The following is a 13930-nucleotide window of genomic DNA, read 5'->3' on the forward strand; positions in this document are numbered from 1 at the left end:
CATATTCTTTGAAATGACATTCTGAAATTGAATTTATAGGAACATTGTTTTTCAAACGTGCAGACTTCCCCTAATTTTAAGGTTGAAAATAAACGAATATGGACTTAACAGGAAAAGTGGCATACATTACTGGTGGAACCAAGGGGATAGGCCTTGGTGTTGCCAAACGCCTTTTGGATGAAGGAATGAAGGTAGCTATCAGTGGAAGAAGCGAAGAGGGGGTTAGAATGGCCGTTGAGGTACTGGGAGATAGTGAAAATGTTCTGGGAGTTCAATCTGATGTGACCCAGCTGTTGGATGAGAAGCAGGCCGTTGAACAGATTCTGAAACATTGGGGCCGATTGGATTTGACCTTGGCGAATGCCGGGGTTGGTCATTTTGCACCTGTGGATGAACTTTCTGAAAAAGCTTGGGAGCAGATGATCAATACCAATCTCAATGGTGTTTTTTATACATTAAAGGCTTCTGTGGAGGCATTAAAAAAGTCTGAAGGTTATTATATGACCTTGGCCAGTTTGGCGGGCACTAACTTTTTCCCTCAGGGAGCTGGTTACAATGCCACAAAATTTGGTGTTGTGGGCTTTACCCAAGCGGCAATGTTGGATCTTAGAAAATACAATGTAAAAGTGACCACTATTATGCCCGGCTCTGTTGCCACCTATTTTAACGGAAATGAACCTTCTGAGAAAGACGCATGGAAAATTCAGGCGGAGGACATTGGGAAATTGGTAGTGGACCTGCTTCAAATGCATCCGAGAACCTTGCCTAGTAAAATTGAGGTAAGACCAACCCGACCTGACCTAAAATAATCAGGGTTGCTTTTCGGTAAAGGCTATTTTTGGGTCACAGATTTCAAGAATGATTTGCTGGAGATAATTTTCGAAGGTGGCCAGGACCTCTGCATTGATCAAAGTGCTTGAGCCAGAAAATGGCAGAAATCCATGTTTTAAATTTTTGAAAGAATACAGTCCAGCAATAAGAGTTTCGGTGCCATGTTTGCTATGGTACAAGTAGGCATAACATAACAATTGGAAGGCTTTGCTTTTATCATAATTGGTAATCAAAGTGTCCCAATCTTTAATTTTTACATGGGATGGTTCTACCCTTCCAGTTTTGTAATCCACAATGCGAATGGTCCCATCTACCTGATCTACTCTATCCAAAGTCCCTTTTAGTTTGATAGGAAAATCAAGGCCTGGAATTTGCAGGAATGACTCGTATTTTTCTTCCAACGCCAAAATTTTAACCTCATGTTTTTGAAGCTGTGCGATTTCCATATCCACGAAATTCTGAAGATACTTTAAAACCACATGGTAGACTAAAAGGTATCTCCCTTTGCTGATATCCACTCCTGGAAGGGTAGTAGTAAATTGGGAAGACACCACTTTTGGAATTTGGGTTTTGAGTGACTCTAGGTCAACTTTTTCAAGCGCCGTATTGATTAACGGGCTGTACAGCACTTCCAGACTGTCATGAATTATGGTACCAAAGGTGTTAGCTGCAATGGATTGTTCCACCTCCTCGGTATCGTAAATTTTAAGAATGTTCTTCTTGTAGAAATCCATGGGATTTCTGATGTAATTGGTAATTGCAGTAGGGGAAAATCCCTTACTGGCAAATGCCCGGATGTCTTCCGCTAGTAAGTTGCTCTTTTCAATTTGTAGAGAGGGGGAAGCATCGATTTTCAATTCTGGCGAAGCAATGGAGTGGGAGATATAACGGGAAACATTCTTGTCTGTTAAGAGCTGGGAAATTAATCGGCTTTTTTCACCACCCTCCAATACATCAGGTTCAGTATTATAGATGAGGTATACGTTTTTGGCCCGTTGGATCAATCGATAAAAGTGGTAGGTATATATGGCATCTTTTTCCTTGTAGGTGGGCAATCCAAACTCTCTTTTAACGTCAAAAGGAAAAAAGGAGTTGCCAGATTTTCCTGCTGGTAGGATTCCTTCGTTGACAGAAGTAATGATGACGGTTTCAAAATCCAAATTCCTGCTTTCCAGCATCCCCATAATCTGTAAACCAGAAAGGGGTTCTCCAATAAAGTCTGTAGTTTCCAAAGCTGCCAATTGCTTAAAAAAACTTTTTACGGATTTCAAATGCTTGATAAAATTGACAGATTCTATCTGCTGTTTAAGTTGATTGAACAACTTATGGAATCGATAGAGATACTCCAATTCCATGGCGTTTTTTTGCTGTTGTCCAATGGTCTTTAGCTTTTGGATGAGTTGGAGACAACGACTTATCCAATCCAATGGAGTTGGAGAATCAGAGGAAAAAAGCAAATCCATGAGCTCTGATTGGGCCGAATATTTTTCAAGATATTGATGGTTGAGATAAAGCCTGTTGTGCTGCTTAATATCTTTGGCAATTAGCGAAAGGGCATCCACCTTTTCAGAAGAAGAAAGTGAAAGGCAAAACGGATTGGAAAAAAAGGTAAGGACATCTTCAAAAAACCACCCTTTTTCAGATTTTGCCAGCTGTAGATCCAAAAAGGACAGAAAGAAGGAATAAAGAACCGTTTTGTTCAATGGAAAACCCATGGTGATGTTCACTTTGGAAATGGACGACGGAAGGGCCTGGAGCATTGGGATAAGCAACGATTCGTCTGCCAGAACCAGGGCCGTATCCTGGATGCCTTCTGGAGAGGCATCTTGGATTTTAGCCAATAGATGTCCCGCATATTGGGCTTGACTGATACTTTTTGGAACGCCGGTAATCGAGATGTCCTTGGGCGTCAAAAAGTTGTGATGAACGCCTTCCAGATTATTTCGTTGATAATAGGGCCAAGCTTGCTTGTAATTCCTGATAAAAAGTCCGGCATCATGTATGGAGCTGTCCAGAAAATAGGCGTCTATGTCCCAATACATATGATTTAAGGGATTATTTAAATAGTGTTGAATGATGAAGGCTTCTGCCGTATTGAGGGCGTTGAACCCTATAAATACAATTGGTTTTTCCTGAAAGATGGAATCGCCCGAATCTGTACGTTTTGCGGCCCATCTGTACATAAGACCCTGATATCCTTTTTGTTGATCTATAAGGGTTTTGGTAAAGGCCTTATAAATTGCGCTTAAATTGTTCCAAAGTGCAAGGTAATTGCGAACCAAATCAGATTTGTCCTTTTGCATGGACCAATGATTAAGTTCCTTTATGGCCGACAGATAATTGAGAATGTCATTTGGCGGAATAAGGTACCGGTCTATTTCGTTAAAATCCTGAAGCAGTGTCTGTCCCCATTTAAGAAAAGTGTCAAAATCATCGTGTTGTTTTATTTCGGTCTTTTTGTAGACAGAGTAAAGTTCCAAGATAAGGTCCACATTGGAAGCTTGGGACAGCCCCGAGATTTGGGTCACGAAATCTTCAATAGAAAGGACAGTTGGGCTAAAAATGCTTTTCCCAATAATTTGTGCCATGTGTTTTTTGAGGAAGGTCCCAGATCGCTTGCTCGGAAGTATATAGGAACATTCGGTAATGTCCACACCCTTTTGCTGAAGGTCATGGAGTACGTATTCGAGGAAGCTTTGTTGCATGGCCCAAAAATAAAAAAGGCTCCCGATATTATCGGGAGCCTTTTTTCAAGGAAACTAAAAAGTTCCTTTTATTATTTGATCAAGTTGATTTCAACTCGTCTGTTTTGCGTTCTACCAGCTCTTGTGTTGTTGGTAGCGATTGGCTTGTCTTCGCCGTATCCGATAGCAGTCAATCTACCAGCGTCAATTCCTTTGTCGATCAAGAAATCACGTACAGAGTTAGCTCTCTTCTCAGATAGAGACTGGTTCAATTTAGCGCTACCTACGCTGTCAGTATGACCTTCAACAGTAAACTTAGCGTTAGGATACTCGTTCAAAATTTGGATGATGTCAACCATAACTGAAGTAGACTCAGCTTTGATGGAAGACTTACCAGTATCGAACAAGATAGTTCTAGCGTAGTCGTTCAATTGCTTTTGAACTTCCTCAGTTACTTCTGGGCATCCGTTGTTTGCAACAGTACCAGCTACGTCAGGACACTGATCGTCTTTGTCAAGAACGCTATCACCATCTCTGTCTGGCCAAGGGCATCCATTGTTTTCAGCAGGACCAGCTTCGTTAACACACTGATCATCTCCATCTCTTACACCATCACCATCAGCATCAGGACATCCGGCCAATGCAGCAAGACCAGCTTCGTTAGGACAAGCATCGTCTTTATCAGCAACTCCGTCACCGTCAGTATCAGGGCAACCGTTCATTTCTTTGGAACCTGCCTCGTTAGGACAGCTATCCTTGCTATCTTCGATTCCGTCGCCATCAGCATCAGGACAACCGTTGAAAGCTTCTAGACCAGCAACTTCTGGACAAGCATCGTCTTTGTCGTAGATTCCGTCACCGTCAGTGTCAGTTCCACCAAATTTAATGCTGATACCAGCCATATGCTGGAAATGTCTTACCAAGAAATCTTCAAAAGCATGTTTGTATTGTGTTTGTACAGTAAGACCGATGTTTTCGGAGAACCATACGTTAACACCAATACCACCATTAACAGTACCAGCACCAATTTCATCTATCCAAGTATAACCACCACCGATTTCTGCAAAAGGATCGATAGTTGTGTTTTTAAGGAAGTTGTATTTGATGGTACCATCCACAGCGTAGTGAGAAAGATCGTCGATGGATTGATCACCATTTTTTTCAAGTCTGTTCAAAGAACCTCTTGCTCCAATAGAGAAACCATCTCCTATATATTTAGAAACAGCCACATAAGAAACGGAAGGCAAAATATTCCAGTGATCAGATACATTGAAATACTCATCGAACAAAGTAGTACTTGAGAAAGGATTGTCCTCGTCGTTGGTTGGGTAAGTGTCAATGGCGTTTACCCCAAAACTGATCTGCCATGGATTATTCTCGTCTTGCGCTTGTACGTTGTTAAAACCCACAAAGATTAGGGCAACAACTAATAATTTGCTAAGATGTTTCATGCTCAAAATTTTAAGTTTAAGTGTTTATCAGCAGCAAATGTAAGTTGTTAAGACTTATTAACAAAATCAAATTTTCTTTTTTTTTGGTGCATTACATAGAAGTTTTAGTGCAGTTCAACGATTTTTAATGCTTTTCCAACTTCGGTGAATGCTGCTATGGCTTTGTCCAAGTGATGCTTCTCATGCGCGGCGGACAACTGAACCCTTATCCTTGCTTTTCCCTTGGGAACCACGGGGTAAAAGAACCCGATCACATAAATGCCCTTTTCCAAAAGCATATCGGCCATTTCTTGGGATAATTTGGCATCATAGAGCATTACAGGGACTATGGCAGAATCCCCATCTATGATATCAAATCCGGCCTCTTTCATGCCTTTTTTAAAATACTCGGTGTTCTTCTGAAGCTTGTCCCGCAAGCTGGTGTCCTTGTCCAGCATCTCAAATACCTTGATGGAGGCTCCTACAATAGCGGGAGCGAGGGAGTTGGAGAAAAGATAGGGTCGTGACCGCTGTCGCAACATTTCTACAATTTCCTTTTTCCCGGTAGTATAGCCTCCCATGGCACCGCCCAGGGCTTTGCCTAAGGTGCCTGTAATAATGTCTATCCGATCCATAACCCCTTTTTCTTCCAAGGTGCCCCTGCCTGTTTCACCAATAAATCCGGCGGAGTGACATTCATCAATCATGACCAGGGCATCATACTTATCGGCTAAATCACAGATTTTGTCAAGAGGAGCCAATAAGCCATCCATGGAGAATACTCCATCAGTGACTATAATCCGGAAGCGGGAGCCGTCTTCATGACTCTGTTTGAGTTGGGTCTCCAGATCGGCCATGTCGTTGTTGGCATACCTATAGCGTTTGGCCTTGCACAAACGAACTCCATCTATAATGGAGGCATGGTTAAGGGAATCTGAGATAATGGCATCTTCTGCTGTCAGTAAGGGCTCAAATACCCCGCCATTGGCATCAAAGGCCGCAGCATATAATATGGTATCCTCGGTGCCGTAAAAATCAGCAATTTTTTGCTCCAAATTTTTATGGATGTCCTGAGTGCCACAAATAAAGCGAACCGATGACATCCCAAAACCATGGGTGTCCAGGGTATCCTTAGCTGCTTGGATTACCTCGGGATGGGACGAAAGCCCCAAATAATTGTTGGCACAAAAGTTAATGACCTCCTCACCAGACGAAATTTTTATGACAGCATCTTGTGGGGAAGTGATAATGCGCTCCTTCTTAAAAAGGCCAGCTTCCCTAATGTTGTCCAGTTCTTGGGTCAAATGATTTTTTATAGTTCCGTACATAGTGTTTTGTTTAAAGAAAAAGGGGTTTTATTTCGTGATCAATATATACAATAATAAGATGTCCGAGCGTAAAATCCATGGCTTTTAAAGCATCGGCATATTCCATAATCTGCTCATGGTGCGAAGGGGCGGGGTTACCTGTTTTATAATCAATAATGCTGGCTTTCCCATCTTTTATGGCAATGCGATCGGGCCTTAATGTTTTGCCTTTGCTCAGTAGAATTTCCTGCTCATTTAGGATTTGGTATGCCAGGGAAAAGTATTCCCTAAGTTGGGGATGTTCAACCACCCCCATAATTTTTTCTTTGACATATCCAGAATCAACAGCTGTAAGCTGCCCTGATTCTTGAAGATTATCCAAAACGGAAGGAACATCCTCCATGGTCTTTATTTTGCTCAAGGCATGATGAACCAAATTGCCAAGTTCTATAGCTTCCCTGCGTTCATCATCCCATAAATGAGCGGATCTTGTGGATATGGCAAACCCCGTATCCTTTTCATCCTTTTCTGCAAATGGAATGTTGGTACTTTGCATGGCCGGTTCTTCCTGTTCTTCAGCCCTATGGGTCAATACTCCAAAGGTGTACTTTCCTTCCTTGTTTTCTTCCAATCCTTTCTGATTTAGGAAATATTGGAACAAGTTGGAATAGGAGTTGCATTGTTCCAAATTGTTGGCTGCTTTGTCTGTTTCGGAAAGAATAAAAAGCCCTTTTTCGGCCCGGGTCAAGGCTACGTAAAGTACATTAAGCGCATCCAGCTCGGTTTTTTCCATTTCTTCCAAGTAGTTCTTGGAAGTTATTTCGTTGTACTGGAGCATTTCCTTTCTGCTATTGATCAGGAATTCATCCAGACCCAGTTCCTGTTCCTTTGGTAAGGCACCCACCCAAGATTTCTTCTGCTTTCTGGGATCATGGATCAGCGCATTCGCAAATGGAAAAATTACCATCGGAAATTCAAGTCCTTTGGATTTATGAATGGTCATGATTTTAACGGCATCAATATGTTCCGGTGCTGCAATGGATAGCTTGTCTTTCTTCTGCTCCCAATACTTAAGAAAAGCAACTACTCCAGGACCTTCCCTTTTTTCAACAACCAACACTTCGTCCAACAGAAAAACCAAATAGGCTTGGGATTGATCCGCTGGCTTAAAATGTCGAATAGCCTTTTCCAAAATGATGATCACAGGCTGGGTTTGGAGCTCGGGTATGGAAAAACCATAAGCATCCAACAACAATTCCGCTACCTTTTCCAGATGACTGGAAATAAAAAGATGGGGATCTACTGTTGATTTGGACAGGTAATACAAAAGCGCATAGGTTGACTCCTGATCGGATGGATTTTCCATGACTTTCAATAGAGAAATCAGAAAACCTACGGTGGAATTGTTTTTCAGCAAAAGCGATTCCGAGGAAACAACAGGGATTTGATTTTCGGATAAAAAGTTGGCCAACAGCATGCCATGGTCGTTTTTCCGCACCAAAATGCAGATATCGGAATACACATAGTCCTTGGTTTGTAGATTTTCAATGGTCTTGAGCACCTGATGGCAATGCTCTTCTGCTTTGTTGTCAACCTCCATGTCCACAAAGGAAAGTTCTATGTAGCCCCCTTGTTTGTCATTGGGCTTCTGATTGCATCCTTCAAAGAAAAGATTGCGGTATTCCGTATTCTTTAATATAGGCGCAACTGTGCTGAAAAATTGGTTGTTGAACTGAACGATTTCACTGTAGCTTCTCCAATTGGTATCCAATGCAAATGTTTTGGGAGCAATGGAAAAGGGTCTGGATTTGCCGCTGATTAGGTTAAGGAACTGCTCCGCTTTGCCCCCTCGCCATCTGTAAATGGCCTGTTTAACATCCCCTACCAAAAAAAGGGTGCCTTGTTCGTTTTTCTCGTTCACGCTTTCCAAGGCATTCCCGATCAAAGGAACCAGATTTTCCCATTGCACTTTGGAGGTGTCTTGGAACTCGTCCAAAAAGTAATGCCTGTACTTTTCACCCATCCGCTCATAGATAAAGGGGACAGGTTGGTTCCTGACTTCTTTGGACAAAATCGAGTTTAAGGCAGAAATGGGAATGACTTCCCTATCCAGTTCAATGTTCTTGATTTCCTTGGCGATTTCGTTCAGTAGCGTTAAAGGGACAATATTACCATAGATGTTCCGGAGAAAGTTTCGCTGATACAACTCCTTTTTAATGGATAGATATTTGTCCAAGATAAAGGTGGCCAAATGGGAACTGTCCCGTTTGTCCGAAGCTTTTAAAAGACGACCTGCTTGTAAGGACTCTTCCAATTTATTGGCATAAAGCACTTTGATGTTGAATTCCTTTCCGCTTATTTTCTTGAAATGATTTGGGAGCGTTTGTCTGGGGAAATCCTCTGGGGCAAACCCTTGTTTTTCTATGTCCCCAAGCACCTCGGTTGCCTGTTTGCTTACATAGGTTTCCAAGGCTAGAATCTGAGTGGAAATCTTCTTTTGGATGTCCTTGAAATCCTCAATGGTTTTGGATTTTAGGGAGGCAATGTGGTCTGCATGGTCCTCTTGAAAAAGCAGCTTGCCAATTTCCATCAGATCATAAGAAACGTCCCAACTTTTGTCCTCATCAATTTTTTCCAGGGAAAATGCAATGAGGGTCTGGGTTAAGGCCTCATCGCTGCCCGCTCTTTCCAATAATCTACCAATGGCCTCGTGCAACAGCAGATCGGTATCCAGTTCCACTTCAAAGTTTTGGGAAAGCTGCAGGTCGCGGGCAAAGGTTTTAATGATTTTATGGTTGAACTTGTCTATAGTCGAAATCTCAAAAAAGGAATAGTTGTGCAAAATCCGTTGCAGCACGGTTTGGGAACGTTGCTGTAATTGCTGTGGACTCAAGGAAAGTTCCTCACGAATTTCATTGAAAAGGGAACCTCTTTTTTCCGGGGGCATGTCCAACCCAAAACTATACAGACTTTCCAAAATCCGTGATTTCATTTCACCCACCGCCTTGTTGGTAAAGGTAATGGCCAAAAGCTGCCTGAATTTGGAAGGAGAACCATCCTTTAGCAATAACAACAGGTACTCCTTGGTCAAGGAATAGGTCTTGCCGGATCCGGCAGAAGCGCTGTATATTTTAAATTGGGGAGTCTCCAAAACCATTTTCCTGCAAATTACGGATTACCCACCTCAACTTAATGTTACAGAGCATGAAATATATGCTATAAAGCCGTATTTTTACAGGAATCAATAATAACTTAAAAACAATACAATTATGGCTTTTGAATTACCAAAATTACCCTATGCATACGATGCCTTGGAGCCACATATAGATGCCCGGACCATGGAGATTCACCATACCAAGCACCACAACGGTTATACCACCAAATTAAATGGTGCCATTGCCGGAACGGACTTGGAGGGACAGTCCATAGACGACATTCTTTCCAATTTGGATATGTCCAATGGTGCGGTTAGAAACAATGGCGGAGGATTTTACAATCACTGCCTTTTCTGGGAAGTAATGTCTCCTGCTGGTGGAGGTTCCCCAAGCGGGGATTTGGCCGCTGCCATTGATGCTGCATTTGGCTCTTTTGATGCTTTTATGGAACAGTTTAGTGCTGCTGCCGGCACCCGATTTGGTTCTGGATGGGCATGGCTTTGCGTGCACAAAGGCGGAAAGTTGGAAATCTGCTCCACGCCCAACCAGGATAATCCGTTGATGCCGGATACGGGTTGTGCGGGACACCCTATTTTAGGACTGGATGTGTGGGAGCATGCTTACTATTTGAACTACCAAAACCGCAGACCGGATTATGTTTCAGCTTTCTTTAATGTAATCAACTGGGATAAGGTAGCAGAAGGATATGCTTCCAATAAATAACAACTAGACTCTCGTACGTCACTTCGAGTGTCCCGAATTTACTCCGGGATTATCGAGAAGTGGAGACCGGATAAAAGTACTTGATTAATAGGGCCGCTACTGTGGCCCTTTTCTATTTATACCACCTTCTTGTCATTCCGAACGCCGAAGGCGGAGGAATCCCAATAATTGGGTTTTACGTTAAGACCTTACAAACACATCCCTGATTTCAGCCTGCTGAAATCTTCCCTTCTCAAGAAGGGAGCATATACCAAAAAGCGACAGCAACCAATTCCCCTCTTGAGAGGGGCAGGGGCGTGTATTAACCCAAAACCCCCATCCGTCAATTGAAAAGGGGCATTCATCAATTGGGAGACTCTTTGCCAAACATATAGCACTTCTTTTATGTCCTAAACCAAAAAAGTTTAATCCATGAAAAAGATTACCTACTTAGGAATTGTATTGTTGTCCATTGGATTGTTTGTTCTGTCTTGTGGCAAAGATGATGGGCCGGAGAAACCAGACCCGAACCCAAATCCCAATCCAAACCCGACTACCATCGAATTGGACAAGACAAGTTTAAAACTGTACCCCTTTCCCTTTTATACAGAAGGTTTACAGGTAACCACCGATATTGGAAGCGCTACGGTTGCTTGGAGCAGCAGCAATGAAGATGTAGCGGCCGTGAACGCTAACGGAGAAGTTACCCCCCTGGCCATAGGGACTACAACTATAACTGCCAAAGTTGGTGAGGCCACAGCCACGTGCTCTATAAACGTTGCAGATGGCCCAGTAAATGAGTTGACCTTGGATGAAGAGACCCTAGAGCTTTTTACCAACGAAATGGGTGGCCTTTCGCTTACCATAGATGCTGAAGTCGAAAACACAAGCGCACCTGTTTGGCATTCTGATGATGAAACGGTGGCAACCGTTGATCAGGAGGGTAATGTAACGGGACAAGGAACAGGGACTGTAGAAGTTTCTGTTACCGTGGATAACATGACCATTGCTATGGTTGTAACCGTTAACCCTAATGTGTATGTAGTAGGCTCCGCAGATGAAAATGCCGTAATCTGGAAGAATGGAACCCCAAGCATTTTAGCGCTACCGGAAGGCTTTGATTCCTATTCTTATGCAAATGATGTTTTCGTTACGGATAGTGGCGATGTTTATATTGCTGGTCATGCCCATGACGGGTTTAAATATCAGGCCATGGTTTGGATCAATGGGGTTCCCAAGGTTTTGAATGAACTTGGATATACCCATGGATACGCCCATTCTGTAGTGGTTGATGATTCCGGCAATTTTTATGTCGGCGGCTATGAATGGGACGGGACCTACCATAATGGAATGGTCTGGATAAATGGAACTGCCCATGAGGTTTCTGATGAAGAGGTGAATGATAAGGTATTTTCTATAGCTGTGGATACAGACGGTGATGTATATGCAACAGGGATAGAAGAGATTAACACCTTAGACCGAGCAATACTCTGGAAACTGGATGTTGAAACCGAGATTTTGGCAGAAAACAATCAACATGTTAATGCTAGCGGAGTTGCTTTAAGCGGCACAGACATTTATGTGGTAGGAAGTGTAGAGGAAAATGGAGTTCAATTGGCTAGGAGATGGGATGTTGAGAATGATGTAGGCGTTGACTTAAACGAAAACATGAATAACAACGCCTCCGCTTCTGATGTTGTTGTGGACAATGGTGTGGTATTTACCGTGGGAACCGAATATGAGTTTGAGAATGGAAATACTGCTAAACTGTGGATTGATGAAACTGCGGTTGCTTTGAGCAATGAAGTGAGTACAAACGCCAATTCTGTAAAAGTAGATCCGGTAGACAAAACTGTATATATAGCAGGTCAGAAAAACCTTAATGGTCCAGATTGGGCAGCAAGACTCTGGATTAAAAGAGGTGATGATATTGAAACAAAGGACTTATCGGAATCCTATCAAAATTCTGGGGCCAGAGCAGTATTTATAAAATAATTTTTTTGGGGTAATTGGATTTTTTTTCATGAGGGGACGCCAATGGCGTCCCTTTTTTTGTTCCCCTCTCGAGAGGGGCCAGGGGTGTGTTTTTTGGTTGTACACCCAACCTCCCAAATAGTTTAGGTTTTCTGCTAAGACTGCACAAACACATCCCTGATTTCAGCTTGCTGAAATCTTCCCTTCTCAAGAAGGGAGTACATACCAAAAGCAACAGAAACCAATTTCCCTCTCAAGTGAGTAGGCAATATGTAAATGTCAGTTCGAGCGCAGTCGAGAACGCCTTTATAAGGCAAGTGTAATGATATCTCGACTGCGCCTGTCTGCCGACAAAGGCAGGCTCGATATGACCTTTTCTTTTTAAATCAAATTTCCTCTGCAGATGAGCTAGGGTGTATTGACCCAAAACCCCCATCCGTCAATTGAAAAGGGGCATTCATCAATTTGGAGACTCTTGACTAAGAGCATTACACTTCTTTTATAGCCTAAACCAAAAAAGTTTAAACCATGAAAAAGATTACCTACTTAGGAATTGTATTCTTGTCCATTGGATTGTTTGTCCTGTCTTGTGGAAAGGATGATGGATCCGAGCCTGATCCCAATCCCAATCCAACCGCTATTGAGCTAGATAAAAGTAGTTTGGAGTTATTTAGAACTGAAACGGAGGCTATTTTAATTGGCAATCTTGATGAGTTCAATAGCTCTCTAGAATGGCAATCTTCTGACAAAAATGTTGCAACAGTAAACAATGATGGGGTCGTGACTGGGATAGATTTAGGCACAACAACTATAACGGTCACTTCTGGAAACCTCTCAGCAAGTGTTAGTGTGGCGGTAAATCCTGATTTCTATGTAGGAGGATATATTAGGAAAAATGACAAAAATTTTGGAAAGGTCTGGAAAAATGGAAAGATACACTCTTCCTTTGGAGCTGGAACTGTTATCAAATCAATACAAATAAACGATTCTGACGTTTTTGCATGTGGATTGGAATTTGAAAACGGAAGAGCTTCGGTAAAATACTGGGAAAATGAAATATCCAATGATTTGGCAAACGATTTTAATGATGCTGCGGGCAATGGAATACTGTTAAAGGGAGAAGAGGTTTTGGTAGCTGGATTTACAAGGGATGAAAATAATCAAGAAACTGCCATCCTATGGGAGGATGGATCATCTATAGCTTTGGATATAGGTCCAGAACATTCTGGAGCTCGTGCCCATTCCTTAATGGTGAACAATAGTGGGGAATACATAGTAGGTATGGGGCGTAATTATCCATCCTATGATGCCTTGTTATGGAAGGACAGAGGGGAGGCCATACGCTTAAGTAGCGGAGATTACTGGGCAGAAGCATTGGCAATTGATGTGTGGAGTTCTGGAAAATACGTCGCCGTTGGATTTGAAGAAAATGAAGATGGAGGAGATATGGCTGTCGTTTGGGAGGAAGATCAAGACCCTTATTTTTTGACCAGCGAAGGTGAATCTCAAGCAAAATCCGTGGATATTGGGGAGGATGGAGATGAATATGTCGGTGGATATCATGACTTAGGAGAGGTTCGGTATGGTAAAATTTGGAAAAACAAAACAGAGTGGGTTGTACCGAATAGTACTGGCAATGCTGATATCAGATCTGTTTTTGAATTTGAAGATTATGTTTACGCGACAGGGTTTGGTCAGGAAGATGATGATAGCCCAACTTGGGCAAAAGTGTGGAAGATAAATATGCAAGGACAAATTGTAGAGACCATAGAACTTGCCAAGGAAGCGGGAGATGAAGCGTATGCCTATTCCATCCTCGTAAAATAATTTTTTTGGGGTAATTGGAT

Annotated in this window: 8 protein-coding genes; 4 read left to right on the forward strand and 4 right to left on the reverse strand. The window is 42.4% G+C overall.

The genetic code is table 11. The features are described from left to right. Positions 1-98 precede the first annotated feature (98 nt). Entirely contained in the window at positions 99-809 is a 711-nt protein-coding gene (locus tag FGG15_RS13640; protein ID WP_138837148.1) for an SDR family oxidoreductase, read from the forward strand. Here the strand turns inward: FGG15_RS13640 and FGG15_RS13645 are convergent, their stop codons facing one another. The 4 genes from FGG15_RS13645 to FGG15_RS13660 all read right to left on the reverse strand — a co-directional run bounded on the left by FGG15_RS13645 (position 810) and on the right by FGG15_RS13660 (position 9409). Then, the gene (locus FGG15_RS13645; protein WP_138837149.1) at positions 810-3536 is read right to left on the reverse strand and encodes a PD-(D/E)XK nuclease family protein; all 2727 of its coding nucleotides are present in this window, start codon (positions 3534-3536) and stop codon (positions 810-812) included. Positions 3537-3607: 71 nt separating this feature from the next. Next, positions 3608-4966, reverse strand: a complete 1359-nt coding sequence (locus FGG15_RS13650) for an OmpA family protein (protein WP_138837151.1) — start codon at positions 4964-4966, stop codon at positions 3608-3610. Between the two features lie 104 nt (positions 4967-5070). Further along, positions 5071-6273 (reverse strand): glycine C-acetyltransferase, encoded by a 1203-nt coding sequence (gene kbl, locus FGG15_RS13655; RefSeq protein WP_138837153.1) that lies wholly within the window; start codon positions 6271-6273, stop codon positions 5071-5073. Positions 6274-6283: 10 nt separating this feature from the next. Then, positions 6284-9409 carry a UvrD-helicase domain-containing protein gene (locus tag FGG15_RS13660; protein WP_138837155.1) on the reverse strand — a complete coding sequence of 1042 codons (3126 nt, stop codon included), beginning with the start codon at positions 9407-9409 and terminating at the stop codon, positions 6284-6286. Between the two features lie 112 nt (positions 9410-9521). Here FGG15_RS13660 and FGG15_RS13665 point away from each other — a divergent pair, with 112 nt between their 5' ends. The 3 genes from FGG15_RS13665 (at position 9522) to FGG15_RS13675 (ending at position 13910) form a co-directional block, all read left to right on the forward strand. Further along, the gene (locus FGG15_RS13665) at positions 9522-10130 is read left to right on the forward strand and encodes a superoxide dismutase (RefSeq protein WP_138837157.1); all 609 of its coding nucleotides are present in this window, start codon (positions 9522-9524) and stop codon (positions 10128-10130) included. A gap of 411 nt (positions 10131-10541) precedes the next feature. Further along, a complete protein-coding gene (locus tag FGG15_RS13670; RefSeq protein WP_138837159.1) occupies positions 10542-12104 on the forward strand; it encodes an Ig-like domain-containing protein in 1563 nt (520 codons plus the stop codon). A gap of 507 nt (positions 12105-12611) precedes the next feature. Next, entirely contained in the window at positions 12612-13910 is a 1299-nt protein-coding gene (locus FGG15_RS13675) for an Ig-like domain-containing protein (protein ID WP_138837161.1), read from the forward strand. The last annotated feature ends 20 nt before the right edge of the window (positions 13911-13930 follow it).

This window comes from Flagellimonas algicola, assembly GCF_005937185.1.
In the GTDB taxonomy this organism is placed as follows: domain Bacteria; phylum Bacteroidota; class Bacteroidia; order Flavobacteriales; family Flavobacteriaceae; genus Flagellimonas; species Flagellimonas algicola.

What these genes read in the sequence shown, in the direction of transcription:
- FGG15_RS13640 (WP_138837148.1), top strand. Translation starts at nt 99, where the DNA reads ATGGACTTAACAGGAAAAGTGGCATACATTACTGGTGGAACCAAGGGG.
- FGG15_RS13645 (WP_138837149.1), bottom strand. Translation starts at nt 3,536, where the DNA reads ATGCAACAAAGCTTCCTCGAATACGTACTCCATGACCTTCAGCAAAAG.
- FGG15_RS13650 (WP_138837151.1), bottom strand. Translation starts at nt 4,966, where the DNA reads ATGAAACATCTTAGCAAATTATTAGTTGTTGCCCTAATCTTTGTGGGT.
- kbl (WP_138837153.1), bottom strand. Translation starts at nt 6,273, where the DNA reads ATGTACGGAACTATAAAAAATCATTTGACCCAAGAACTGGACAACATT.
- FGG15_RS13660 (WP_138837155.1), bottom strand. Translation starts at nt 9,409, where the DNA reads ATGGTTTTGGAGACTCCCCAATTTAAAATATACAGCGCTTCTGCCGGA.
- FGG15_RS13665 (WP_138837157.1), top strand. Translation starts at nt 9,522, where the DNA reads ATGGCTTTTGAATTACCAAAATTACCCTATGCATACGATGCCTTGGAG.
- FGG15_RS13670 (WP_138837159.1), top strand. Translation starts at nt 10,542, where the DNA reads ATGAAAAAGATTACCTACTTAGGAATTGTATTGTTGTCCATTGGATTG.
- FGG15_RS13675 (WP_138837161.1), top strand. Translation starts at nt 12,612, where the DNA reads ATGAAAAAGATTACCTACTTAGGAATTGTATTCTTGTCCATTGGATTG.